General features: G+C 69.8%; 25 protein-coding genes. 11 read left to right on the forward strand and 14 right to left on the reverse strand.

The annotated features are described in order from the left end of the window. Window positions 1–10 precede the first annotated feature (10 nt). The 10 genes from ACOJTC_RS09465 to ACOJTC_RS09510 form a co-directional block, all read right to left on the reverse strand. Window positions 11–1990 (reverse strand): TOTE conflict system archaeo-eukaryotic primase domain-containing protein, encoded by a 1980-nt coding sequence (locus ACOJTC_RS09465; RefSeq protein WP_420116567.1) that lies wholly within the window; start codon window positions 1988–1990, stop codon window positions 11–13. Between the two features lie 219 nt (window positions 1991–2209). Next, a complete protein-coding gene (locus tag ACOJTC_RS09470; RefSeq protein WP_420116568.1) occupies window positions 2210–2443 on the reverse strand; it encodes a hypothetical protein in 234 nt (77 codons plus the stop codon). A gap of 405 nt (window positions 2444–2848) precedes the next feature. Beyond that, window positions 2849–4198, reverse strand: coding sequence for a MinD/ParA family ATP-binding protein (locus ACOJTC_RS09475; protein WP_420116569.1), 1350 nt, complete (start codon window positions 4196–4198; stop codon window positions 2849–2851). A 260-nt stretch (window positions 4199–4458) separates the two neighbouring features. Continuing rightward, window positions 4459–4737 carry a hypothetical protein gene (locus tag ACOJTC_RS09480; protein ID WP_420116570.1) on the reverse strand — a complete coding sequence of 93 codons (279 nt, stop codon included), beginning with the start codon at window positions 4735–4737 and terminating at the stop codon, window positions 4459–4461. A gap of 51 nt (window positions 4738–4788) precedes the next feature. Then, window positions 4789–5280, reverse strand: a complete 492-nt coding sequence (locus ACOJTC_RS09485) for a hypothetical protein (RefSeq protein ID WP_420116571.1) — start codon at window positions 5278–5280, stop codon at window positions 4789–4791. Between the two features lie 76 nt (window positions 5281–5356). Then, on the reverse strand, window positions 5357–5782 hold the full coding sequence (locus tag ACOJTC_RS09490; protein ID WP_420116572.1) for a DUF6573 family protein: 426 nt from the start codon (window positions 5780–5782) through the stop codon (window positions 5357–5359). A gap of 320 nt (window positions 5783–6102) precedes the next feature. Then, a complete protein-coding gene (locus tag ACOJTC_RS09495; RefSeq protein WP_420116573.1) occupies window positions 6103–6567 on the reverse strand; it encodes a hypothetical protein in 465 nt (154 codons plus the stop codon). A gap of 26 nt (window positions 6568–6593) precedes the next feature. After that, on the reverse strand, window positions 6594–7217 hold the full coding sequence (locus ACOJTC_RS09500; protein ID WP_420116574.1) for a hypothetical protein: 624 nt from the start codon (window positions 7215–7217) through the stop codon (window positions 6594–6596). Next, on the reverse strand, window positions 7214–8374 hold the full coding sequence (locus tag ACOJTC_RS09505; RefSeq protein ID WP_420116575.1) for an NlpC/P60 family protein: 1161 nt from the start codon (window positions 8372–8374) through the stop codon (window positions 7214–7216). Before ACOJTC_RS09505 ends, ACOJTC_RS09500 begins: the two co-directional genes overlap by 4 nt. Beyond that, window positions 8361–8633: a helix-turn-helix domain-containing protein gene (locus tag ACOJTC_RS09510; RefSeq protein WP_420116576.1), complete on the reverse strand. Its 273-nt coding sequence runs from the start codon at window positions 8631–8633 to the stop codon at window positions 8361–8363. Before ACOJTC_RS09510 ends, ACOJTC_RS09505 begins: the two co-directional genes overlap by 14 nt. 242 nt (window positions 8634–8875) lie before the next feature. On the opposite strand from ACOJTC_RS09510, the gene ACOJTC_RS09515 reads away from it, so the two are divergent. From ACOJTC_RS09515 to ACOJTC_RS09560, 10 genes are all read left to right on the forward strand, one after another. Next, the gene (locus ACOJTC_RS09515; RefSeq protein ID WP_420116577.1) at window positions 8876–9625 is read left to right on the forward strand and encodes a DUF6668 family protein; all 750 of its coding nucleotides are present in this window, start codon (window positions 8876–8878) and stop codon (window positions 9623–9625) included. Beyond that, window positions 9622–9894 carry a hypothetical protein gene (locus tag ACOJTC_RS09520; RefSeq protein WP_420116578.1) on the forward strand — a complete coding sequence of 91 codons (273 nt, stop codon included), beginning with the start codon at window positions 9622–9624 and terminating at the stop codon, window positions 9892–9894. The genes ACOJTC_RS09515 and ACOJTC_RS09520 overlap by 4 nt, the downstream gene beginning before the upstream one ends. 14 nt (window positions 9895–9908) lie before the next feature. After that, window positions 9909–10751 carry a hypothetical protein gene (locus ACOJTC_RS09525; RefSeq protein WP_420116579.1) on the forward strand — a complete coding sequence of 281 codons (843 nt, stop codon included), beginning with the start codon at window positions 9909–9911 and terminating at the stop codon, window positions 10749–10751. A 1-nt stretch (window position 10752) separates the two neighbouring features. Beyond that, window positions 10753–12342, forward strand: a complete 1590-nt coding sequence (locus ACOJTC_RS09530; RefSeq protein WP_420116580.1) for a hypothetical protein — start codon at window positions 10753–10755, stop codon at window positions 12340–12342. An 11-nt stretch (window positions 12343–12353) separates the two neighbouring features. After that, entirely contained in the window at window positions 12354–13856 is a 1503-nt protein-coding gene (locus tag ACOJTC_RS09535; protein ID WP_420116581.1) for an SCO6880 family protein, read from the forward strand. A gap of 13 nt (window positions 13857–13869) precedes the next feature. Then, the gene (locus ACOJTC_RS09540; protein ID WP_420116582.1) at window positions 13870–14181 is read left to right on the forward strand and encodes a hypothetical protein; all 312 of its coding nucleotides are present in this window, start codon (window positions 13870–13872) and stop codon (window positions 14179–14181) included. Further along, window positions 14178–15782, forward strand: a complete 1605-nt coding sequence (locus ACOJTC_RS09545; RefSeq protein ID WP_420116583.1) for an ATP/GTP-binding protein — start codon at window positions 14178–14180, stop codon at window positions 15780–15782. Before ACOJTC_RS09540 ends, ACOJTC_RS09545 begins: the two co-directional genes overlap by 4 nt. 121 nt (window positions 15783–15903) lie before the next feature. Beyond that, entirely contained in the window at window positions 15904–17724 is a 1821-nt protein-coding gene (locus tag ACOJTC_RS09550) for a type IV secretory system conjugative DNA transfer family protein (protein WP_420116584.1), read from the forward strand. Continuing rightward, window positions 17721–18200 carry a DUF4913 domain-containing protein gene (locus ACOJTC_RS09555; protein ID WP_420116585.1) on the forward strand — a complete coding sequence of 160 codons (480 nt, stop codon included), beginning with the start codon at window positions 17721–17723 and terminating at the stop codon, window positions 18198–18200. The genes ACOJTC_RS09550 and ACOJTC_RS09555 overlap by 4 nt, the downstream gene beginning before the upstream one ends. Before the next feature lie 148 nt (window positions 18201–18348). Then, the gene (locus tag ACOJTC_RS09560; RefSeq protein ID WP_420116586.1) at window positions 18349–19674 is read left to right on the forward strand and encodes a type II CAAX prenyl endopeptidase Rce1 family protein; all 1326 of its coding nucleotides are present in this window, start codon (window positions 18349–18351) and stop codon (window positions 19672–19674) included. A gap of 9 nt (window positions 19675–19683) precedes the next feature. Here ACOJTC_RS09560 and ACOJTC_RS09565 read toward each other — a convergent pair whose 3' ends face one another. From ACOJTC_RS09565 to ACOJTC_RS09580, 4 genes are read right to left on the reverse strand one after another with little or no spacing between them, the layout of a single operon-like run. Continuing rightward, the gene (locus ACOJTC_RS09565) at window positions 19684–20994 is read right to left on the reverse strand and encodes a helix-turn-helix domain-containing protein (protein ID WP_420116587.1); all 1311 of its coding nucleotides are present in this window, start codon (window positions 20992–20994) and stop codon (window positions 19684–19686) included. Window positions 20995–21034: 40 nt separating this feature from the next. After that, window positions 21035–22093 (reverse strand): hypothetical protein, encoded by a 1059-nt coding sequence (locus ACOJTC_RS09570; RefSeq protein WP_420116588.1) that lies wholly within the window; start codon window positions 22091–22093, stop codon window positions 21035–21037. Window positions 22094–22103: 10 nt separating this feature from the next. Next, window positions 22104–23645 (reverse strand): relaxase/mobilization nuclease domain-containing protein, encoded by a 1542-nt coding sequence (locus ACOJTC_RS09575; RefSeq protein ID WP_420116589.1) that lies wholly within the window; start codon window positions 23643–23645, stop codon window positions 22104–22106. Beyond that, a complete protein-coding gene (locus tag ACOJTC_RS09580) occupies window positions 23642–24064 on the reverse strand; it encodes a plasmid mobilization protein (protein WP_420116590.1) in 423 nt (140 codons plus the stop codon). The genes ACOJTC_RS09575 and ACOJTC_RS09580 overlap by 4 nt, the downstream gene beginning before the upstream one ends. 241 nt (window positions 24065–24305) lie before the next feature. Here ACOJTC_RS09580 and ACOJTC_RS09585 point away from each other — a divergent pair. Next, window positions 24306–24636, forward strand: a 331-nt coding sequence (locus ACOJTC_RS09585; protein ID WP_420116591.1) for a hypothetical protein, incomplete at its 3' end; no start/stop codon positions are given.

Raw genomic sequence — 24636 nt, forward strand, 5'->3', positions numbered from 1 at the left:
CTCTCTTCCATCAGCTGGCACGGCGTCGGGATGAGGCCGCGCTCGTCAGGTACGTACGGGCGGCGGTGAAGTCGGCGCGGCCGCCGCTGGTGGGGTGGGGTCCGTGGTGTTCTCGGATCAGTTGGCCGCCGGCCGCGACAAGCTGCATCTGACCGGCTCCGGGGGATAGGCGCTGCTGGCGCTTGCCGGCTCGGCGCCAGGCCAGTTCATCGAGCCACCACCACCACGCTTCGCGCTCGATCGCGTACCTGGCTGCCCTGGCGGCCAGGGTCCCGTCGATGCCGAAATCGCGGGCGGCGCGTCTGCGGTGGTCGCGGCCTGGGCGTCGCCAGCGGCCGGCGCGGTCGACCGAGGCCAGACGGTGGCCGGCGAGATCGTCGAGGTGCCGCATCGTGCGTGAGCGGCTGTACCCGGTGATGGCCATGACGTCGCTGATGGTCTGGGCGGTGCTGGTCAGGGCTGTGTGGGTGCGTGCGTGGTGGTGGCCCAGACCTGCTGGAGTCCAGACATCGTGGGCCTGGTCGGTCAGGCGTCGGCCGAGAGCGGCGCGCACGGAAGCCCGTGAGGGGGGCGCGGGGCGGCGCGTGACCGCTTGTGACCGGGGTAGACACGGATCGCCTGTGGACAACTCAGCTTGAGGTCTTTCGACGACTGTGGGGATGGCCCAGCGCGCCGCAGCCCGGCCCTCCGACTCCCCGGTGCGGGTGATCCAGCCATCGGCCACGAGTCGCCCCAGCGCCACCGTGGCCGTGGACTTGGCGATGCCGGTGAGGATGGCCAGGCGGCGACAGTCGGCCTCGATGTCGGTGGCCACGGCCGCGAGGATCTGGTCGCAGAGTGCGTCCAGGACCCGGCGGTCAGTGGGTCCCCCCGGACGAGCCCACCGACCGGGCGCCGAGTCCGCGCGCCGCTGGACGGTCATGACCGCCGTGATGGCTGCCAGCTCACGAGCCTCGAACGTCGGGTCGCCGGCGGCCGCACCTGCGCGGCGCGGCTGGCTGGCGACGTGCTCGACCTGCCGGTTCCACTGGGCACGAAGGACCTGGACCTGTTGGCCCGGGGGCCGCGGTTGCCGCCGGCCGCCGGCCCGGCCGGTGCGGACGTGCTCCATGCCCGGTGCCGTGGCCACGAGCGGAACGAGATCGGCCAGGCGCCAGTGCGCGGCCGCGGCTCCGGCCAGGATCCGGGCCAACACGCGGGATGCATCCGCGCCCGCCGGGACCGGCTCGCGGAGAGCGGCGGCTGAGACGGCCGCCATCGGGCGGCGAGCACCGGGAAGAAACGGCTGACCATCGTCGTCCAGGGCGACACGTCGCTGCAGGTCAGTAGGGGTGTGGTCGGTGGCCACCGCGGCCGTGACGACGCGGCCGGTGCGCGCGGCGGTCTCGGCCGCGGTGACACCGGCCATTTCCTCAACGAGATCGGCCAGGCGCAGGACCCAGGCCGCCGGTACGCGGCGGGCTGGGTCGGTCAGATCGGCGATGTCGCCGGCGATCACCATCGACTCAGTGCCGCTGCGATGCGGCGCACCGGGCGGCCGGACGCAGCCCGTGCGCGGGTTGACCAGCAGGCCGTGATCCAGGGTGGGGAGCAGCGCGCTCAGGGCCTCAGCGATCCGTCGGACCACCGTGGCGGCCACGGGATCGGCCAGACCCACCCACAGGTGGCGGCCGCCGCCGGGACCGCTGATGCATCGCACGGCGCGGATCCCGGCCCGAGCCAGGATCTCGGTCAACGCGGCCGCGTCGGCCTCCACCGATCCCCGGGACGTGTCGAGGTCGAACGCGAGCAGCCGGTAGCGGCCCTGTCGATCGGTGAGATACATCGCCCAAGGCCGGTCCGGCGCCGACGCCGATGTCGGCAGCTCGGTCCCGTAACGGTTCAGTGGTCGGCCGTCGCGCTCGTCGACGTCGGCGAGCCGTACCCGCGGGCGGGGCGACAGAACACGCGTGAGATCCCAGGCGGCGGCGTAGCCGCCGGCCGCGGTCACCGGTCGGTGATGCGGCGGCCACTCGCGGTAGCAGGGTGCAGGTACACGTCACCCGGGCGCGCGAGAATCGCGGCCGTCAGTGCCGTGCCCCATCGTCGGGGCGTCAAGTAGACTCTCCTCAGTACGTCGAAGCAGAGCCCTACACCAGACACCGGCCAAAGTTTCTGGGTGTGGGGCTTTGCTGTATCTCCGGCCAGGTTGTCCCGGCCGGCTACTCGGTCAAGCGGTCAAGCGGTCGTTGAACGGCAAGCTGATCTGCTCGGCCCGCGGCGGAGTCGCGGGCGCGTATTCCGGCATTCCCATGGCCACAGCGACGAGGGTCAGCAGGTAGTCCTGGTAGGTCATGCCCTGGCTGTCAGCGGCCGCGCGGATCTCGTTGCCGAGCGAAGTCGGCGGACGCACTATGAACGCGTCTCGCTGCCCCTTGCTGGGACGACCGGTCTTCATCGCCATGGGCTTATCCAAGCGTGCGGTGTTACAGAAACAAGGCGACACGCCGAGATCGTCTCGTTTTAGTCCAGCTCGCCTGGGCATTCGCATGTGTCTCTGCACCGCTCAGGTGTCGGCCGGTTGGGCCTGGTCAGGCAGCCCGGTGGAGGCGGTTGCAGACGGACGATCCCTGACGGCCCGGATTAGGTCAGCCAGCTGTTGGAGGGGCATGTCGCGGGCCCCGCACCCGACGCGAACATCGGCGAGTAGCGCCTGGTCGGCCGAGCAAAGCGCGTGGAACTCGGCTCGCAGCTCCTCCGGCGTACGAGAGTCCAGCCCGCCGTTCGCCGACGGTTCCGGCCGTGGGCTCGGCGGTGCGGCGGTGCGGCGGTGTAGGGGCCAGCGCATGGGGTGCTCCTTCCTGGCTGGTCAGTGGCCGGGGTACTGGTCGATGTCGGCCCAGTGGCTGGCGACGGCGGCGGCGCCTTCCATGAGTACGCGCCGGGTGGCGGGGGCGAGGCGGTCGCGGTCGATGGCGCCGGCGTCGGCGAGGTGGCTGTCCGGCGGGATGGTGATGAGAGCGGCGGCGCGGGCGTCGAGGATCTTGGCGACGGCGGCCTTGTCGATCTCCTTCGACACCCGGTCCTTGGCCGACAGAGTCACCACGGCGGAGTTGGCGAGCGCTTCGTAGCCGTGCCCGCTGAGCCAGTCCAGGGTCTCGATGGCCGCTTCGGCGCCGTCCTTGCTGTGGGTGGCGGCGACGACGACGGAGTCGACTCCGTCGAGGATGCCGGGGGTGATGGGTCGGGTGACGCCGTCGCCGGTGTCGATGAGGATGAGCGAGTAGTAGCGCTGTACGACGTCCATGACGGTGCGGAAGTCGTCGGCGTCCATCGCTTGGCCGGCCTGCGGGTCGGGGTCTCCGGGCAGAACGGTGAGCCGGCCGGCGGCGCGGGTGTACCGGGACAGGTCGGTGAGGCTGTTGACCTGGCCGGCCTGAATGGCGGCCAGGAGCGGTTTGACCCCGGCTAGGGGCGCACCGACCGTGCGCTTGGCCAGGGTGCCGGCGTCGGGGTTCATGTCGGCGACGAAGACGGAGTCGGGCCGGTAGTGGGCGAAGGTGTGCCCGAACCCTGCGGCGGACGTGGTCTTGCCGATACCGCCCTTCAGGCTGATGAACGCGCACCGGTGGAGCTGCGGCAATGGGGTGCGGATGCGTGCGACGAGCTGGTTGTACGTCCGTTCGCGCTTGGACAGGCCCAGGTTGACCTTGGTGGCCCGGTGGATCAGGCCTTGGACGCCGAGCTTGGGTGCGGCCGGCCGGGGCCGGTGGATGTCGGGTGTCGCCGGCGAGCGGATGGCGGACGGGGCCGGACTGTCCTGGGTGGGTGAGGCAAGCTCGATCGCAGCCTGGCCGCCACCGGCCGGCGACGTCGCCACGGCGGCGATGGGCTCGGAGGTAGCGGATGCTGGCTGGTCGTCGGCAGGTCCGCCGACGGAGGAGTTGATGAGATCGGCCGGTGCCTGCTGGACAGTGCCGTCGTGGTGAACAAGGAGCGGCACTTGATCGCCGGCTTCGTCGTAGGTCTCGACTCGGATCGGTCTGCCGTCATTGGCGACTTCGGCGGCCACGTAGCGCAGCAGGTCACCGATCGCCGTCTTCGTGGTGGCGGCGGTGAAGCTGCGCTCGCCCTGCTGGCTAGTCAGAACGGCGGTTCCTGGCTGGGTGACGCGGGCGGTGAGCCCGGTCGAGGGCGTGCTTGAGCTACGACTGACCACGGGTGATGGCTCCTTGTCGGAGTGGGCGATGGGTGCGGGGAGGTCGGGTGGTGGCCTGCTACGACGCGCCGGCGGGCCAGAACCGTGTTGCGCAGGGCCGGTGAGTTCCGCGGGTAGGTCGGATCGGACCGGTGACCGGGGCGAAGGCGCCCGTCCCGGGGCCGGCTGAGGCGGTCAGTGCTACCGGATGACGGGTCATCAGTTCCGCCGCCGGACTGCGGGGACGTCGTGGCTGCACGGTGCCGGAGAGGACCCGGCGACTACTGCGCGGTGGTGGCCTCATCGACATAGGGCTGCCCGCCGTTGTGCTCGGTTTCCACTGCCCTGACCTGCGTCTCGATGGCCTGGGCACAGAAGGCGGAGAAGCTGGCGGGCCGTTCGCGGTAGGGCATGTTGGCCCATGCGGCCTCGAACCGGGCGGCGTCGGCGGGGGTGACGTAGATGTTCAGGCGCTTGGTCCTGGCCTGCCCGGTGGGCAGGGGGGGCCGGCCGGGCACAGGTCGCTCGGTGAGACCGGGACGGTCCTGTGGGTCTGGCATGGTCTGTTGGCTCCGATGCGCCTTCGGGATGGGTCTGTGGCGCGAGGATATTCACGCGGGTGGCCCTCCTTGGTCAGGCGTGTCGGTGTTGGTGATGCGCAGGCCGCATGCGGTGAAGCTCTCGGCGGTCGGGGAGGCTCCTTCGGTCTGGTGCCAGCGCAGGAACGCATCCCGCAGGGCGAGGTCGGCGGTGGGGCCGAGCGCGGCGAGGGTGTTGACCAGCTGGTCGCCGTCGATGTCGTGGTCGCTATCCCAGTTCTCGCCCCGTCGGGCGGCGGCGGATCGCTCGTCGACGAGTAGACCGATGAGCAGCGGTCCAGCTACTTGCTGGTCGGCGCGGGTCGGCACGATTCCAGCGAGGGTGCGGGCGGTGTTGACGGTCATGGGGATGCGGGCGAGCTCGGCCCGTAGCGCGGCGTGGAAGGTTTCCAGGTCCTCGCGGACGAGGGCGGCGAGCGAGGGCTTCTCCCAGCGGATCTGACGGTCCACGCACTGCCGGTGCAGCTCGGGTGACAGTCGCAGGGAGAAGGTGTCGCCGGCCACGTCGGGCTCTCCGTTCCGAAGCGAGCTCTGGTGAGGCTCACGGTGGTGGCCGCCAGTCCCTTCGGACGTCATGGGGTCAGTCCTCATCGCTGCGCATGATCGTGAGCACTGGCTGGCCGTTGTCGCCTTCCATGGTGAGGGCGACGCGGAGTTCGACCATCGTTGGCCCCTGCACGGCGGTGGCTTGGAATGTGGCTGTTCTCGAGCCGGTGGTGCCGGCGGGGGCCGGTGCCTGCTGATCGGGGGTCATGGCCTGGGCGGCGGCCGTCAGGACGGTCGTGAGTCGGACGTGGTGTTCCTCGTCGCTGGCCGTGAACCCTCTGCGGGCTTCGGGTGCCGGTTCGATGCATTCCTCCCAGACGGCGACGGTGACGGCGGTCGGCAGGCCGAGGCCTTCGGCTCGGGCCTGGTCGGTGACATCGATCAGGAATCCGTCGGCGATCGCTTCCCGCCGGGTGTACCGGTGGAGGAGGAACGCTTGCGCGTCGTCGTCACTCGCCATGCCCAGCCCTTCGGGATCGGTTGAGCGGACCTGGTTGGACGGGGCCCTTGCTGATCGGAGCCCGAGCATACCGGCTGATTGCGTTCGGATGCGTTGGGTTGTGGAACCTAAATAATGATTGATCGTCGGAGCGACAGTCGGCAAACATCTGGGCTACTTGCCACCCTCACCCAGGGTGTTCAGGGGTGTTCCCGTCCTCACGCTCGGCCCAGGAACCCCGAACGTCTAGGGCACTCTGTGTGACGCGATAACTCTTTAGAGCTACCCCACGGGCTCAACGGGTGAATTCCGATTGCTGGCGAAAGGGGTGCGTAGTCGGGTCACCCGGGTACCGCGGGGTCCGCGCAGTCGACTTGTGCCGGCGTGTCCGGTCCGCCGCGGAGCGCGCACTCGAACCCGTGCCAGGGGCCGGTGACGACCACCGTCAGGTCGCGGCCGATACGCCACGTGAGGTCGCACGCACTACCAGCAGGACAGTTGGGGCCGAGCTCGGTGTAGGAACTGGCGTCGGCTTCGATCCCGATGCTGGGGGTGTAGGTCGGCCGCCCGGAACCGTCGTCGATCACGGCTTGCACGCGGCCGTCGGAGGGACTGCTGACGGTCAGATGCCGCCACGGGAAGGTCACCTCGGCGATCTGTTCGGCGTCGACTCTGGGGACGCCGGCGACGGTGCTGCCCGGCCGGCCGGCTGCGACGACACAGACCGCGAGCGCACCGATCGCGACCGCCGCGAGTGGTCGGGCGAGCCGGGCGGCCCATCGGCCAGTGCGGGCGGTGTCGGTCATCGGGTTCTCCTGCACTTCGGTGGCGGTCAGACGGCGAAGCCGCTGACCCGCCAGGGCTCACTGATGGATGTTCGGGCGAGCCGGACCCGCAGGACGGTGGGGTCACTGGTGGTGGTCCATCCGTCGGCGCCGATGCTGGTCACGGTGTACGAGACCTGGGTCAGAGCCCGGGTGTCGGTGTTGGGCGGCTGGCCGTACTCGTTGGCCGGGACCGCAGTGACCGTGGTGTAGCCGTCGTGGTCGACCAGCTCGACCCAGGCGGCGTTCCCGCGAGCCGGCCCGGTGGTGGAGTCGCTGGCCAGGTCGGGGGTGAACCAGGCGGCGGCGCGCTGGGTGGCGTCCAGCGGCGACAAGTCGGTGCGGCTGTCCCACCGGTAGAGGGTGATAACGGCAGCCACGGCGATGGCGTTGGGATTGTTCTCGTCGACGGTTGCGGGGTCGATCACGCCGCCTCGAGGTGCGACCGTCGTCGATGCCCTCGGCTGGGTCTCGTTGGCCGTGCCGGCTGGGCTGCTGGTGACCGCGGCGGTCGCTGGTCCGCTGGCCGCTGATGCGTTGCCCGGGGTGGTGCTGCCGCAGCCGGCGAGCAGCAGGCCGGCGGCCAGGATGCTGGCGCTGATGCGTCGTCCTGCGGTTCGCCGGGCGATCACAGCACGATCCGGAAGTAGGCGTGCGGCGCGGCCGCGTAGAACGGCCGGGTGAGATCGGCGTAGCCGATGTTCTTGCCGCTCTCGGGTGCGTTGAACATCTTGCCGTCCCCGGAGTAGATGCCGATGTGGTCCCAGTCGGTGGGTCCGCCGCCGTTGCGGGTGTCGAACTTGAACGCGATCAGGTCGCCGGGCTGCCGGTCGGCCTCGGCGACGGCGACGACGTGGGGCTGGACGCGCCCCTGGTCGCGGGAGACACGGGGCAGCAGGACCTGACCTCCGGTGGCCTTGTAGACCGCGTACTGGGTGAGCCCGGAGCAGTCGAAACCAGGGCCACGGCCGTCGATGTCGTCGATGCCGTCGGGGCCTTGCGCGCCGCCACCGGCCCAGACGTAGGGCCAGCCCTCGTAGGGCAGCGCGGCGTTGAGGATCGCAGCGTTCAGGGGTCCGGCAGGGCCGGGCTGGACGGTGCCGCCGCCGGTGCCCGGGGTAGTTGCGCCGCCGCCGACGGCGGTGAACTTGGTGGCCGCGAGCTGCGCGATCTGGGGGACGTACTGCTGGGTCTCGGCGAAAGGCGGGATCCCGCCGTACTTTTCGACCGCGTCAAGGCCGGCGTTGTAGCCGGCGAGGGCGAAGGTGACGGGGTCCTCGTCGGGGAGCTTGCCGGCGGCGATGAGCTGCTTGACCTGGCCGACGAGCTGGCACATGTAGCGCCCTTGGGCCATGACGGCGTCGCCGATGTCGTAGGGCGATGCGGTTCCGTTGCCGTCGTCGTCCTGGCCGATCTCGGCCCAGGTTCCGGGCATGAACTGCGCGGGACCTTCGGCGCCGCCGGAGTGCATTCCGGGGACGTCGACCGACTTGGCGTCCACCTTGAAGCCGGACTCTTGGTAGAGCTGCGCGGCGAGCAGGGATTGCGGGATCTCGGGGCAGAGGGCACCGGCCTTGGCCAACCAGGGCACGAAGTCCTTGGGGACCTCGTCGGTGTTCAGCGCACCGAAACCGTCGGTGACACCCGGGGCGATCTGGATGCTGGGCGACTGGATGTTCTTGGAGTTGTCGATGACCGCGCCGACCACGACGAGCGGGGCGGCGACCATGCCGGTGAAGACCAGGACGCCGGCGATGGCGATCTTGCCGAGCTGGTTACCCATCGGCATCGGTACCGATGTCGGCGTCGTCGCCTTCGGGGCCGACGACGTCACCCGGCTCCTGCCGGGTCGACCGCAGCCACTGCATGAGGTCCTCTCGTAACACCATGTGCTTGCCCGGCAGCTTGTAGGCCGTGAGATGCCCGGCCTTGATCCACAGATAGACCGTCTTGGGGGTCGCTCGGACCAGCCGGGCGACCTCCGGGATGGTCAGCCAGTCGGGCTGATCAGCGAAAAGGCGGTCAAGCGCATCTGATCCGTCAGCCACCGGTCGTCACCCCTCGTAGATCCGGGCCACGCCGAACGACTGGCCGCCGCGCGATCCAATCACACAGCGTTAACGGCGGTCCAGAAGCGCCGAGCGTGACGGTAGAGCACCAACGTTCGCCTAACAACACCCGGTTTTGACACGATCTGCCATGTAGTTCCTAGTTCGTTGACGATCAGGCACAAGACAGCTAACGTCTCGCCGCGCGCGCTGCGCTGTCCAACGAACGCAAGGAGTCACCGATGTTGGGCCGAAAAGGCACGATAGTGGGCAAGAAGGCGCCCCAGAAGCGTGATGACGATGCCCAAACCGTGACGGGCGTCACTTCTGTTCAAGGCAGCGCGGTCGGCTTCCCCGCTCGGCGCGGGTTGCCGACGGCGCCTCGCCCGTGGGCTCGCCTCTTAGTCGTCGGGGCAACCGGCGGCGCCGGCGAATCGACGATCGCCTCGTTGATCCCCGGCGCCCGAGCTGCCGACCACCGATGGCCAGAGCTGGCCACCCTCGGCCCGAAGTACCCGGTTCTGCTGTGCGCGCGGACGTCGCTGCACGGGCTGACCGGGGCACAGGAAGCCGCCGCACAGTGGGCCGCCGGCGAGCTGCCCGACGTGGACCTACTCGGTCTGGTGCTGCTGGCCGACGCCCCCGGCAAGCTCCCGCCTTTGCTGGGCGACTTCATCAAGGTCGTCGCCGGCGGCGTTCCCCGCACGTGGTCACTGCCGTGGGTGCCGTCTTGGCGCTCCGCGGCCCCCACCGATGCGGCGGGCTTGCCGCGTCCGTTCCGCCGTTTCCTCGGCGAGATCGAACCTCTCCTGGAGCTCCCCGACCAGGTCGAGCACTCGGACCAGCCCGACCAGGACGACCGAGTCGACCACCCGGACCTGCTGGGACAGGACGAGGAGAACCCGTTCTTGGCGGCGGCCATCGGGGCCGTCGCCAATCCGACGCCCCACCAGGCGTCGCCCTCCACCCGTGAAGGAGCTTTTGCACGATGAGCACTCTCAAGTCCGCCATCTACCTGGCGGTCCTGGACCCGGGTCAGGGCGAGGCCCCTCCCGGATCGGACAAGATCACCACCGTCGTCAATTGGGTGGCGTGGATCGTGTTCGCCGCGTGCGTCGTGGGCCTGCTGATCTGCGCAGCCAAGATGGCGATCCAGCATCGCCAGGGCGGCGGCGGTGAGCACGGCTCGAACCTGGGCTGGGTCATGGGTGCCTGCATCCTTGGCGGCACCGCCGGCGCGCTCGTCGGCGCCCTGGTCTGACGGCAGGTCGACCCGTGACCAACAACCAGAACCCGTCCACCGCCGACGATTCCACGCCCTTCTCGTCGACCGCCTGGAAGGTCTCCGCGATCTTCCTGGCGCTCGTGGTGGCCGCCCTGGGGTATCTGCTGATCACGGGTCGACCCTCCGATCAGCCGCCCGCGGCGGCCGCAGCGACGCCCACCAGCACCCCGCCGGTCACGGAGTCGGGGCCGCCGACCACCTCCGCGGCTCCGACCACCAGCACAGCCCCGGCGACCACGCAGCTTCCCGGCGGACCGAGCATCTGCGGTCTGCCCGACGGGGACCAGACCCTTCCGGTGACCCCGCCCGCGGCGTCCTGGGCGACGGTCGGCTCGATGGCCGCGCCCAATAGCCCCATCTACGGGCCCGGGGTGATCAGCGATGACGGGATCGGCAACTGCTACGCACACAGCCCCACCGGCGCGCTGTTCGCGCTGGTCAACGCGGTCGTGCTGACCAACACCAAGGCCGACCAGTTCTCGCAGGTCGCGATCGTGCAGCAGCGCGGATCCCGGACCAACCTCTACGACCAGGTCCTGGTCGACGCCACCAAGGAAGACGCGGAAGCCGGGTCCAAGATGCCGACCGACCCCTCGACCACCGACAAGGTGACTGTCCTGGGGTACCAGTACATCGACTACGCCCCGGATCGCGCGACCATCGCGGTCGCACTCGGGATCGGCCAGCCCGGCACCAGCACCTACCAGCCGTCCATGCTGACCGGTGTCGTCGTCTGGGAGGACGGCGACTGGAAGTGGGTCTACTCGCTGCAGACAGCGGGGTCGATGAGCCCGATCATCTCGCAGAAGCAGTACAAGCCATGGGCGGCGTGACATGGCCTGTGAAGTCTCAGCTCTGCACCCCGTCGACAGCGTCAAGTGCATCGGCCAGCAGATCGTCGACGGGGTGGGCGAGGCGATCTCCTCGGCGTTCTCGACCGTGTTCGGTGGCCTCGTGGAGTGGCTGACCGGCCTCATCACCGATGCGGTGTCGGCGGTGGTCAAGACGCTGGGCACGTTCTGGGTCAACGTCCCGTCGATCAGCGTCGGCGACATGGCGGGCAATCCGAGTTCCGTTGTCGGCTGGCTGGTCTCGCGCCTGGGCTGGTACACGGTCGCCCTGGCGGTCGTCTCCATCCTGATCGGCGCCGGCCGCATGGCCCTGACCCGCAAGGCCGACCCCGGGGTCGACACCGCGCGGAGCTTTGTTCAGTTCATCTGCGTCTGCGGATTCGGGATCGCCGTGATCGCGGCGTCCACTGAGGCGGCCGACCAGTTCTCGAACTGGATCATCGGCGACTCGACCGGCGACAACTTCGGCGCCAACCTCACCGAGCTGTTGGCCTTCGCCGCGATCGGCGGCGGCGGTGTGCTGATCGTCGTGATCCTGGGCATCATCGCCGTCCTGGCCTCGTGCATTCAGATCATCCTGATGCTGATGCGCAGCGTGGTCCTGATCCTGCTCGCTGGGTTCCTGCCGACCGCGGCCGCCGCCACGAACACCGAGATGGGTAAGCAGCAGTTCCAGAAGATCGTCGCCTGGATCGTCGCGTTCATCCTCTACAAGCCGGTCGCCTCGATCATCTACGCCTTGGCCTTCCGACTGATCGGCGACCAGTCGATCAACTCCGGTGACGGCCTGATCAAGGTGCTGGCCGGAGTCACGCTCATGCTGCTGGCCCTGTTCGCTTTGCCCGCTCTGATGAAGCTCGCCGTCCCGGCCACCGCGTCGGTGGCCGGCAAGGTGTCGGCCGGGATGATGGCCGCCGGCGCGGTCGGCGCCGTGGCCACCGGCGCGGTCATGGTGGCCACCGGTGGAGCCGGCGCAGCCGCCGGAGCCGGCGGAGGCGCCGCCGGAGGCGGCGCCAGCGGCGCCGGCCTGGCCGGCGGTAGCGCGGGCGGCGGCGGAGGCGGCCTTGCCGGCGGAGCCACTGGGGGCGGCGGCGGAGGACCCACCGGAGGCGGTGGCGGAGGCGCTGACGCCGGCCCTTCGGGTAGCGCCATGGGAACCGGCCCGGGCTCCGCGGAAGGCGGCGGCGAGGGCGGCGGCAGTGGTGACGGCGGGGGTGGTTCCGGTAGCGGCGCGGTCGATGCCGCGACGACACCGGCCACGGGCAGCTCCTCGGGCGGCGCCGACGACTCCAACGGCGCAGGTGCCGGATCCGGGGTCGCGACCGGCAGCACCAGCCAGACCGGCGGGTCGACGACCCAGGACTCGTCCTCGAGCTCGTCCACCTCGGCGACCTCGACCGGCACCGGCTCCTCGTCCAGCAGCGGCGGGACGACGTCCGGCGGCGCGAGCGGAGCCAATCAGTGGGCCAACACGGCCCGACAGTTCGTCGACCGTCGACCGTCCCGCAGTGGCGACTCCCGGTTGGAAGACGAACTCGACAGCGACGACCAGCCGCGCGGCGCACGGATCTAGGAGACCCGCACATGAGCACCACCACTGAGCCAGTGGTCCGGACCTACGGGCACTGGCGCAAGCCGGCCTCGGCCGGCCTCGGATCGTTCGGCCTGCTCGGAACGCTCGTCATCTTCGCCGGCATGCTCACGATGCTGATCACGATGATGCTGTTCAACATCATCGCGGCGGCGATCGTTGTGATCCCGTTCCTGATCGTTCTAGGCCTGCTGTTGATGCGCGACAAGCACGGCCGCAACCTCGGCCAGCGCCTGGGGACGCGGTTGGCCTGGCGTAAGGCCCGTAAGGCCGGCGCCAACGTCTACCGGTCGGGGCCGCTGGGTCGCACTCCATGGGGACGCCACCAGCTACCCGGGGTGGCCGCGCGTTCCCGGCTGTCGGAACACACCGACTCCTACGGCCGCCGATTCGCTCTCGTTCACATGCCGACCACGAACCACTACGCGGTCGTGCTGGAGGTTCAGCCCGACGGCGGCGCGCTGGTCGACCAGGCCCAGATCGACGTGTGGGTGGCCCACTGGGGCAACTGGTTGGCCAACCTGGCCAACGAGACGAACGTCGCCGCGGCCGCCGTGATCATCGAGACCGCACCGGATACCGGGGCACGGCTGCGCCGCGAGGTCAACCTGAACCTGCGTGAGGACGCCCCGCTGCTGGCCAAGTCGATGCTCCGGCAAGTCGTCGACATCTACCCGCGCGGATCGGCCGCCATCCGCGCCTGGATCACCCTGACCGTCCGCGGGGTCGACGCCTCGGGGAACCGGCAGAAGCCGGAAGCCGTCGCCGGCGAACTCGCGTCCCGCCTGCCCCACCTGACCGCCACGTTGAGCGCCACCGGGGCCGGCGCCAGCCACACCGTCGACGCCTACGACCTGTGCGAGATCGTCCGGATCGCGTTCGACCCGGTCACCGCGCCCCTGTTCGACCAGGCCCACGCCGACGGTGAACGGGTCGACCTGGACTGGTCGGACGTCGGCCCGTCCGCGCACGACGCGACCGACGTCTCCTACCGGCACGACGGGGCGCTGTCGACGTCGTGGGTCATGTCCCAGGCGCCGCGGGGTCTGAGCCTGTCGTCGTGTCTGACCGGGCTGCTGTCCCCGCACCGTGACATCGCCCGCAAGCGGGTCGCGCTGCTGTACCGGCCGATCCCCTCCGGGGTGTCCGCTGGCATCGTCGAGGCCGACAAGCGGAATGCCGACTTCGTCGTCAAGAACTCCACTCGGCCGTCCGCCCGGGCGCTGGCCGGACAGGCCGCCGCCACCGCGACCGCCTCCGAGGAGGCCCGGGGCGCCGGGCTGGTCAACTTCGGGATGGTCGTGACCGCGACCGTCGACGACCCCAAGAACCTGCCGACCGCCCGGGCCGCGGTCGAGAGCCTGTCGGCCAGCGCCCGGATCCTGCTGCGCCCCGCCTACGGCTCGCAGGACACCGCGTTCGCCGCGGCGCTGCCGCTCGGGCTGGTCCTACCCGCGCACCTCAAGGTTCCCGCCGCGCTGCGGTCGATGATCTAGGAGACCCCTCGACATGACGTTCTACTTCGACCAACCCCCGACCGGGGTCAGCGCCCAGCAGCTCATCGACGCTGGCGCGGCCGAGCCGATCACCTTCCACGCTGCGTCTGCGTACGTTCTCGGCGGCGTCGGATACGGCAAGTCCGCGCTGGTCAGGCCCATTGTGGTCGACGCTCGCGGCGAGGTCGGCATCTTCGGCTACGTAGCGAAGTCCGCACCGTCGGAAGGCCCGGACCTAGCGGCCGCTACCGACCCGACCACCGCGCCCGACGTCGATCGGTTCGGCGCCTCGGATACCGATCGGGATCCGGGGTCGGCGGCATGACGACTGCACCGGAGCGGCCGGCGGGCCTGGACGGCACCGTACGGCTGCGGACCCTGGAGACCCGGGCAGAGCCGGAGGCCGCGCCGGCCAAGCGCACGGTCCGGCAGTGGGTCGAGGCCAAGCGCGCAGCGTTGGCCGTCGATCCGGATCGGCCCGTACGGCCCGGGCCGCGTGGCTGGTCAGGGCGGGGCGGCGGCCGCGCCGAACTGATCGACGCGCCCGATGAGTGGCGCGGAACCACCGTCCAGGTGTGCGGCTTGTGGCCGTTCTCGGCCGGATCCGGGAGCCCGATGACCGGGGTTCCGCTCGGTCAGAACACCCAGACCGGCGACACCGTGTGCGGGGACCCGATCTCGTGGTTCCAGCGCGGAGCGCTGATCTCCAACCCGTCGATGTTCCTGCTCGGGCTGCCCGGTCTGGGCAAGTCCACGCTGATCAGGCGCATGGCCCTGGGACTGACGGGCTTCGGGGTGATCCCGCTGATCCTGGCCGACCTCAAGCCGGACTACGTCGACCTCATCCAGGCGCTGGGCGGTCAGGTCATCACCGTGGGCCGCGGCCGCGGCGGGATCAACGTCCTAGACCCCGGCGAGTCCGCCGAGATCGCCGCCCGCCTCACCGGATCCCGCCGCAAAGAGGTCGAGGCCGACGCCCAGTCCCGCCGGGTTGAAATGGTCAAGGCCCTGTTGACCATCGTCCGCAAGCAGCCCATCCGGGTGCAGGAGTCCAACATCCTGGGCCGCGCCATCCAGATGGTGTCCGACCGCGCGGACGAGGGCGCCCCGCCGGTGCTGCCCGATCTGCTCCAGCTCATTAAGGACGCACCCGACGATCTGCGCCTCGTCGCCATCGACCGTGGCGATATCAACCGGTACCAGGACGCGACAGTCGACCTGGAATCCGGGCTGCTGGCGATGATGCGGCCCGAAGGCCCGGTGTCCGACATCTTCTCCAAGCCGACCACCGTGCAGCTGCGCCGCGACCGGCCGGCGGTGTACGACGTGCACTCCATCCGGGACGGGGAGCGGGACCTCCAGGCCGCCGCGCTGCTGGCCTGCTGGTCCAACGGATTCGCGTCGGTGAACAACTCTCAGATCCTCGCCGACGCCGGCCTGGAACCCCGCCGCAACTATTTCATCGTCCTCGACGAGCTGTGGCGGGCCCTGCGGTCCGGGCCCGAAATGGTCGACAGAGTCGACGGTCTCACCCGCCTCAACCGCTCCGAGGGCGTCGGTCAGGCGATGTGCTCGCACACCATGACCGACATGATGTCGCTGGCCACCGAGGCCGAGCGGATGAAGGCCGCCGGGTTCGTCGAGCGCTCCGGCATGGTCGTCATGGCCGGTCTACCCCTGCGGGAAATGCCGCTGCTTTCCGGCGCCGGAGTGCAGCTCTCGGACGCCGAACAGCTGATGGTCACCGGCTGGTCGACCCCGCCGAGCTTCGACCCCAAGCTCGGCCGTGAGGCCGACCCGCCCGGTCGTGGGCGGTTCCTCATCAAGGTCGGTACCCGCCCGGGCATCCCGGTCCGCGTGGCCCTCACCGACGCCGAGAAGGGCATCCACAACACCGACAAGCGGTGGGCCAAGACCACCGCCTGACCGACCGCCGGTAGGGCCCCGCAGGGCCCCGCCGACTGCGACGGCGGTCTCGGCCGGTGACCTCACCTCCGCCCACCACCCCGGATCGTCGACGACCGACCATGAGCAGGGAGCACATCTGATGGCATCTGGTGCGAAGCGCCGCCCGGGCGGAGCCGGCGGCGGCCTATCCCAATGGGCGGGCCCGCTGTCCATCCTGGCCGGCCTCGCGGTGGTCGGCGCCGTGTACGGGGCCGTCCACCTCGGCGCGAGCCTGTCGGACGACGCCGCGGAGCCGCCACCGGCGAACCCGGTCAAGCTGTTGTTCGGCCTGATCAAAGGCACCGTCGCCTGGCCGGCAGCCGCGACGTGGCTACTGGCGGCGCTGCTGGCCGTCCTCGCCCTGGTCGTCGTCGCTGGGTTCGTCGTGGCCTTCCGGCGGGCCGGAAAGGCCAAACGCGGCGATCAGGCCGCTCGGCTCATGGGCCGCGGTCAGGACCTCGAACCGCTGAGCGAGCGGACCGCGCAGGCCACCGCCACCCGACTCGGTGTGACCGGCTCCGTTGGCCTAGAGATCGCGTGCACCGTCGCCGGCGGCCGCACGCTCTACCAGGGCTGGGAGGACGTATCCCTGGACATCTGGGGGCCGCGCCAGGGCAAGACGTCGTCACGGTGCATCCCGGCGATCGTGCAGGCCCCGGGCTGCTGTGTGGTCACCAGCAACAAGCGGGACATCGTCGACGCCACCCGAGGTGTCCGCATGGGCAAGGGCCCGGTGCACGTCTTCGACATGCAGGGCGTCTGCGACGAACCGCCGGACTGGTACTGGAACCTGCTCGACTTCATCACCGCCGTCCCGGACCGGATGGACGAGAAGTCGATCCAGCTGGCCGCGCTGTTCTTCACCTTCGGTCGGGCCGCCGACGCGAAGACCGACGGCTACTTCGAGCCCGCCGGTAAGAACCTGCTGGCCAACCTGCTGCTGGCCGCCGCCGTCGCCAACCGACTCATCACCGACGTCTACCTGTGGCTGACCAAGTCCCGTGACGACGAACCGGTGCTGCTGCTCAAGCGCGCCGGTTACGACCTCAACGCCGCCGCGCTGCGCTCGATCCAGGAGACACCGGAGAAGCAGCGGCTCGGCGTGTACTCCACCGCGCAGGAGGTCATGCGGTTCCTGACCAGCCGATCGGCGATGCGCTGGTGCGTGCCCGGGGAGGACGACCGGCGGCCACGGTTCCGGGCCGATGAGTTCGTGCGGTCTGGCGGCACCCTGTACGCGCTGTCCAAGGAGGGCGCGGCCAGCAGCGGCCCGATCGTTACCGCGCTCACCATCGCCGTGACCGAGGCCGCCGAACGGTTCGCCACGGCCAGCCCCGGCGGACGGCTCCGCGTCCCGATGGTCATCATCTTGGACGAGGCCGCCAATGTCTGTCGGTGGGCCGAGTTGCCGAACCTCTACTCCCACTTCGGATCTCGTGGCATCGCCGTCGGCACCTGGTTGCAGTCCTACAGCCAGGGCGAAGAGGTCTGGGGCAAGGGCGGCATGGAAAAGCTCTGGGGCGCAGCGACCGTCAAGGTCGTCGGCTCCGGCGTCAGCGGAGACACCTTCCTGCAGATGGTGTCCGCGCTTATCGGCGACTACGAGACCCCGACGATCAGCACCTCGACCGCTCCGAAGAGCGGTGTCTCCCGGTCCCGGTCGATGTCCCGCGAACGGATCATGGACGTCTCCGACCTCGCTGCGCTGCCCAAGGGACGGGCCGTCGTCATCGCCGCCGGCACCCGGCCCGCACTGTGCCGGACGCTGCCGTGGATGACCGGCCCGGACGCCGAACAGATCCGCGCCTCGATCGCCCGGTTCGATCCGGCCGCGCGCGAGACCCTGGCCGACGCCGATCAGTCGGCGGCCGAGTCGACCGTCGCCGCCACAGGTCCGGCGAGCCTGCCGGCAGCGCGGTGACCGCAGCCGGCGAGTGGGGCTCAATCTTCGACCCGACCGACCTCGTCCCGCCACCGTCGACCGCACAAGATCGCCAGGACACCGCGTGGGCCACATCGTCGAGCGACGACAAGGCTGACCCGCCGGCCCTGCTGTTCGCCACCGCGACCGCATGGGTGGAGGGGTGGCTGATCCCCACCTATCGCCGCAAGATCAGCGACAGCGGGTCCGGCGGCACCTGGTGCCCGGCATGGTGGCGACACCCTGAGGTACTGGTCCGCATGTCCGCCCTATGGCGCGGGTTTGAGGCTGCCCGCCTCGAACCGGGCGCCGCGATGTCTGCGTGGCTGCGTGACCACCTCGATCACCACCTGCCGCTGATCCTGGCCGAGAAGGGGCCCCTGGAGGGCTGCTCGATCGAGACCGGTCACCGCGGCGACCGACTCGAACCGCTGCCGGTGCACTCCCCACCTCCCGAGCTGGCCGCCTTCCTCTGACCCCCGGTATGCACAGCCGGCGGAGTTGTCCACATTCCGGTCGACGAGCTGGGCGCCCGACCCCCCGCACGTCGACGATCACCGACACAGCAACGACCAGCAGGAACCGGAGCCGCACAGCGCTCCCGACAGCGAGGACCCACCCCTGATGTTCGACACCGTGATGCGCCAGCTGCGCCGCACACCCAGCGCTCTGTCCGGCCTCGACGAGGACGACCGCACCGGCCCCTCACTGTCTCCGTGGCTGGCGCTGACGATCGTCCTGGGCGCCTACCTGGCGTTCTTCGGCCGCGGGGTGATCCGCGCGATCCAGATCCTTGGCACCGGGCAGATGCCGGCCGACGACTACGCCTCGGCGAGCTTCGTCGCCCAGGTCCCCCTCTGGATCGGGGAGATCGTCGTCGCCGGCGTCCTGCTGTACCTGGTGGCCCGGCTCTGGTCGATCAGCCGGCCGATGACCGGGATTCCCGCGCGGGGGGCCAATCCGGTGCCCTCGCTGCTGGCCATGTACGCCGCGGTCTACGGCCTCGGGATCGCCGGCGCGGTCAAGACCGGCATCGACGGCGGGTTCACTGACCACGGCGGCACCGTCGACAACGCCTGGGCCTTCCTGGGGGTCCTACGGTCGCTGAACGCCGGGGTGGTCGAGGAGATCGTGATCGTCGCGCTGCTGCTGCTGCTGCGGCGGGCCGGCTGGCCCCTGCCCGCGATCTTCGCCCTCTCGGTGCTGATGAGATGGCCGTTCCACCTGTACCACGGGTGGGCCTCGGCGCCGTGGGCGCTGATCTGGGGTGGAACGTTCTTCCTGACCTTCGTCTACCTGCGCCGCCTGGCCCCGCTGATCATCGTGCACACCCTGATGGACACCACCATCGTGCTGTCCCAGGCGTACAACGCCTGGGGGGTTCTCGTCGCCGCGGTCCTGTGGTTCACCTGGCTCGGGTTCCTGCTGTACCGCATCGCCCAGACCCGCGTCAGCAGCCTGAACAATCCGCAGCGACCCACGGCAAGTCAGCTCCTCTCGATCGGGTTCCAGAACGGGGGCCTGGCGCTGGGCTTCGTGGGACTGATCGGTGCGGGGGTCTGCACTGCGGCGGCCATCGAACTCACCGGGTACCTGGACCAGCCGGAGGCCTTGACCTACCTCGTGGCCTTCGCCACCGCCGCCGTCGCCATCCTTGCCCTCCTGGTGGTGCTGCCGTGGGTCATCGCCCGCAACACCGCAGTCACCACCGACCCCTCACTGCGCATCGACGACAGCAAGCCGTGCCTGGTCGCCTGGCGCTCAGGCAGCCGCGGCCGCGTCACCATCGCCGTCGCCCGCAACGCCGACCCCGCCCGGACCCTGGCCGCGATCCGCGCGCTGGAACCGCAGGCCACCGGCGTCGGCTACGGCGGCGCGCTCTCCCGGCGCACCGCGAAAACCTGGGCCGCCGCCGCAGCCGAGCTGTCGGCCCCGGAAAGCGCTCGATGACCCTCGCAGCTAGGAACCAGGCGCAGACTTCGGGGCTCGGAGGGTGATCGTCGCGGGCACTAGAACACCCCGTCTTTCGCCTACAGGGATCTGCAGCTCACCTTCCAACTGTCCCGGTACTTTCGGCGCGGTCATAGTCCAAGGAACCGTCAAGAAACCGGACGGAGGAGCCTGGTTCAAGAACACAAAAAACTTGTCAGATTCCACAGTCTTTCCCTGGCGAACAGTTCTGTAATTGATATCTACAACGTTCTGTTCCATAGCAACATCACTAGGATATAAGTCGGATGGGTCGAACGCCGGGCCAATGGAAACCTGCTGCCTGATCTGGCTCGTCAGATCAACACCACCCCAGGGCCGTCTGTTGCCATCGAAACTCACCCGACGCGGCCTAGGTGCCGGCGGGAAGGATTTGAGGGTTTTTACTTCCGAGGAACTTAGAACATCGCAGAGTTCTTCGTCGAACCGCAGCGTCAGCTCGATATCATCGACGGGAAGGTCGCCTTCATTAGTGAGGCATACCGAGATGAAGCCAAGGCCGTTTTGGGATAGGTGGAACTTGGTTGCCTCGTTGAGGTGCTTCCGGCACTGTTCGAGGTACTGGTCGATCGGCCCCGTCTCCACTAGCGCCGATGACTGTTGGTGCAGCTCTATCAGTCGGTGTCGCCTGGCGGCGATCCAGTCGTCCACTGTTTCCGGCGTGGGGTCGATTACCAGCAAGCCATCCTCCGGACTCGCACGGCAGCTAACCCGGAGGTCAGTCGTCGCCCCGTCTCGTCGCCCGCTCACCAGACGTCGTTGTAATTGTCGGAGCTGCGAATAGGTGGCCTGCGTGGTATCTGCTTTGTTTCTCACATAGACGGTTCCCGATCTATAGTTGCTGAACTCCGTTGCCAGGGAATAAATGGGGTCACCCGTCTGCGGAGACTCTACAAGGATAACCAGGATGTTCTTATCTTCGACCTCTATGTAGTGATAGCTCCAAACCGGGTGCTCATCACCAAGATATCTCAGTATTTTGGGTTCGAGAATCGCTCCATCTATCCTTGTGGTACCGGCGAGATTGCCAGGCGCGGCGCCAATGATGAGGTAGGCCAGGCCATCGCAGATCCGTCGGGAACTTTCAGGCAGACGATTCGCGAAACCGATTATCGCGCGAGCGACCTTGCACGCCCCGTCGGGTGAAGTGATATCGACCTCGGATTTCCACTCGATCCAGGTGCTTTCGTCTTCAGCGTTTGCGTGCAAGACGGCGTTGATCAACTGCTGCAGCTCGCCTGGCCGTCGCAAGGCACGGTCGGTACTGATCGAGATCGTCATCTGGCCACTTTGACCTATCTCTACCGATGTGTGGCTGCCCTCAACGAGTGAGGCCCTGGTCCCGCTGCCGGTCGGCGCGGGGTCCGCGGCGACGGGTCTTGGCCGGAGCGGCACGGCGGGGGGCCTTGGGGTCCTTGGGGGCGACGGAGGACTGGGGGGCGGTGCCGAAGGCGAGGTCGGCCATCATGGCGGCCTGGATGGTGTCGTGGTCGGGTTCGGGGCCGGCGGCGTCCTTCAGTCGCTGGGCGCGTTCGAGGCGGGCTTCGTGGCTGTCCCACAGCTGGTCGGCGTTGCGGTCGTGGGTTCGGTCCCGTTCTCCCGGCTCGCGACCTGACCCGGCGGCATCCCGGATCTGGTTGTCGACGGCGGTCAGGTTCCCGGGGCGGTCGGTGCCGACCTCGGGCAGACCGGCTACGCGGCGGGCCTCCTCGGACTCGCGCCGTTCGATCACGGCGAGGTCTTCCTGCTGGCGCGCCTCGTCGTAGAGCCGCCGGCGCTCCGCGGCGGCCTTCTCCTCGGGCCACTGGGCGAAGGCGTCCGACCGGAAGTCGGCGTCGTACTGCTGGCTGATCCGCTCCCAGTCGGCGGGTCGGTTCTTCTTGGTCCAGTCGGCGATGTACTCGTCGCTGCCGGGGGCAGCCGGCGGCTTGTGAGCCTGGTCGTAGTGCCACCGCATCGTCCGCTCAGCGCTTCGCCTGGCGTCGCCGAGGTTGTCCGACGCACTCGCCTCGTAGTTCAGCGCGTCGTACACCTCGGGCTTGTTCGCCCGCATCCAGCGTTCGACTTCCTTCTGGGGTACCTGCTGCCCCTCAGCCACCGGCTGGTGCGATCCCACCCCCTGGTCGTCGGGGTTCCACTCGCCGCCCCCGGCGCCCGGTTCAGCCGCTCGTGGCGCACCGGCTCCGCGGCGGACGGCTTCCGCTCGGGCCTGGCCGAGCGAGGCCCGGGTGGCTTGTTCCTGGGCGGTGCGGTCGCGGTAGGCGGCGTCTTGTCGGGAGCGGGCAAGGTGTTCGATGCCGCGCATGGCCGCGGTGCCGGTGGCGCGGTGGACGCCGTCGATGAGTTCGTCGAACCCGTCTCCGTCTCCGGGGTAGGTCATGGTGTGGTGGTCACCTTTCGATGGACGGGGTCTGCTGGGCCTGGGTGCGTCGTTCGGCGGTCACGAGCCGGTTCGGGATGGGCGGTCCGAGCGGTGCCGGCGGACTCGAAGCCGCGGCGGCGGCCGCGACGGTGGGAGGCGCGCCGGCAAGCAGCGCCTCGGGGATGACGGGGAGCTCGCGGACGAGCGCGACGAGCTCGGCGCGGACGTTCTCCTGGATGCGGGCGGCGGTGCAGGCCTCCCGCCGGGCGACGGCGGCGTCGTGGATGGCCTTGAGGGTGTTGAGCATCTGACGCAGGAAGATCGCCTCGGCAACCTTGCCGCGGCCACCGTGGGCGAAGGTCATGGCCAGTAGCGCGGCGCCGGTCGTCGACGGTCGAGGCGCCCGGCGGGTCGACACGTACACGCGGGTCTGGGCCAGGCGGCGGACGGCAAGGGCAGCGTCGGCGAGCGGGCCGGGCTGGTCGCCCTCCCGGGCGCGGGACCAGGCGGACAGGATCCCGGCGGTCTCGTGGGCCATCTCAGCCCACGTGTGCTGGTCGTTGGGATCGACGGTGCGTAGCCGCTCCCGCAGCTCCCACATCTGTCGGTTGATTCGGTCGGCGCGGATCTCGTCGAACGAGGGGCGATCGGGGCGGGTCGCCCGGGCCGCGGGGTCGCGGTTGACCTTGCGCCACTCCGCGGCAGCATCCATCGCTGCCTCGGGGGTGTCGGCCCACCGCAGCCGCAGCCGGGGCAGGGTGAGGTCGCGGGCCAGGTGCCCGCCGCCGAACATGCGCTCGTCCGGACCCTTGAGCCCGACCTTGTAGCCGGTGACGACGTCGTTGCGGCCGGCGGCGAAGTACGGGGCGATCCGCAGGTCCATCGCGCGGACGGCACGGACGAACTCGGCTTCGCTGGTGGCCGTCGTCGCGGCCGCCCGGACCGCCCGTTCCAGCGTGACCCGGCTCGGTTCCCGGCCGGTGCGGGCGCTGAGCCGCTGCTCGGCGGCGGTCTCGCCGCGCTCGACGATGTCCAGTCCGGGGCCGCGGACTTCGGCCAGACCGAACTCCTTCTCCAGCTCGCGGCACGCGGTCTGGGCGCGCTTGTAGTCGTTGTGGGTGTTGACGAAGGTGCCGTCTTCGCGGACCAGGCTGACGACCAGGTGGATGTGGTCGTTGCCGGCGGTGCTGCGCCCGTGGTGCACGGCGACCCATGGCATCGGTGAGCGGCCGGATGCCTGCGCGGACCACTGCATCTTGTCTAGGAAGCTGCCGGCCAGGCGGGACCACTCGTCGTCGGTCAGGGCCCCGTCGGTGGCCTTGATCGACAGGGAGCAGTGCCATACCGGCCCGGATTTGGGGGCGGCGCCGCGGACCCGGCTGGGGACGGCCAGCTCGCGGGCGAGCTTGGAGGCGTCGCGGGCGGACAGTTCGTCGGTGCCGAACCAGGTCATGATCGCCGAGTCGCCGCCGACCAGGTGGGGCATGACGTGCTCGTTGGCGCGGCCCGGGCCGACCAGGTACCGGATGAGGGGCCGGAAGTCTTGGCCCTTGGTGATGTTCGGGATCACCGGGCGGTGCCCTCGTCGACGACGTCCATGATCCGGTCGGCGACCCGGCGGACGGTGGCGAACACGGCGCGGGCCTGGTCCTCGACGCCGTCCAGTCCCCCGCTGTTGGCTGCCTTGGCGATCTGGTTGACGTTGTTGGCCACGTTGGCCAGCAGCCGGCGGATCGCGACAAGCTCGTACAGCTGCTCGCGGTGCTGGCTGACGGTCTGCCCGCCTCGGGCTGCGGCGTGGGCTGACTCGATCAGCAGCTTGGGGATGCTGACGCCGGCGTTGGCGGCCAGGACCTCGAGGACGGCGTGTTCCTCGGTAGTGACACCGACCCGGATGCTCTTGGGTCGCCGACCAGTCTCCTGCCGATCCCGTCGCCACCCTGACCCGGGCAGGCGACGGACGCCGGCCTCGTCCGGATGGTCGGTCACGACGGTCTCTCTCTCGTTGCCCGTTCTTCGCCTAGCGCAGCGACTCCCCCGGGGAGGTCCGGGACACCCGAAGTGTCACACAGCGACGCCCGGCAGGGCGAGCATCGAAGCGCCTGGGGTTACCCCAGGCTATAGCTTGCTCACCGAACTCAAGCTGATTTCGGGCCTTTCGGTCAGTGGGCGGTTGCGATCGCAGCCGAACCCTTGGGTTCAACACGCGGGGCGGGCTACTGTGCGCGCCATGAGCACTGAGACTGTCGATCCGCTGGACGTTGCCCAGCGTCTCTGGAACGCCCGCGTGCAGGGCGTCAAGGACCTCAAGTCGGCCCGGGAAGCCGAGTTGAAAGCAGCTGAGGCTGTCGCCGCGGCGCAGCGCAAGCACGCGGAAGCGGTCGCGGCGGTCGACCGCGCGCGCGACAAGGTTGCCGCGGCGGGATGGACTGCGACCGAGTTGCAACAGATGGGCCTCGCTGGTCGTCGAGCCCGTAAACCTGCGGCCGCGAAGGTGGCGGCGGGGGGGGCCGCCGCCGCGCGCCCCCCCCCCCCCCCCCCCCCCGCCCACACGAAACCCC

The sequence above is a fragment of the Micromonospora sp. genome, assembly GCF_048594385.1.
Lineage (GTDB): Bacteria > Actinomycetota > Actinomycetes > Mycobacteriales > Micromonosporaceae > Micromonospora > Micromonospora wenchangensis.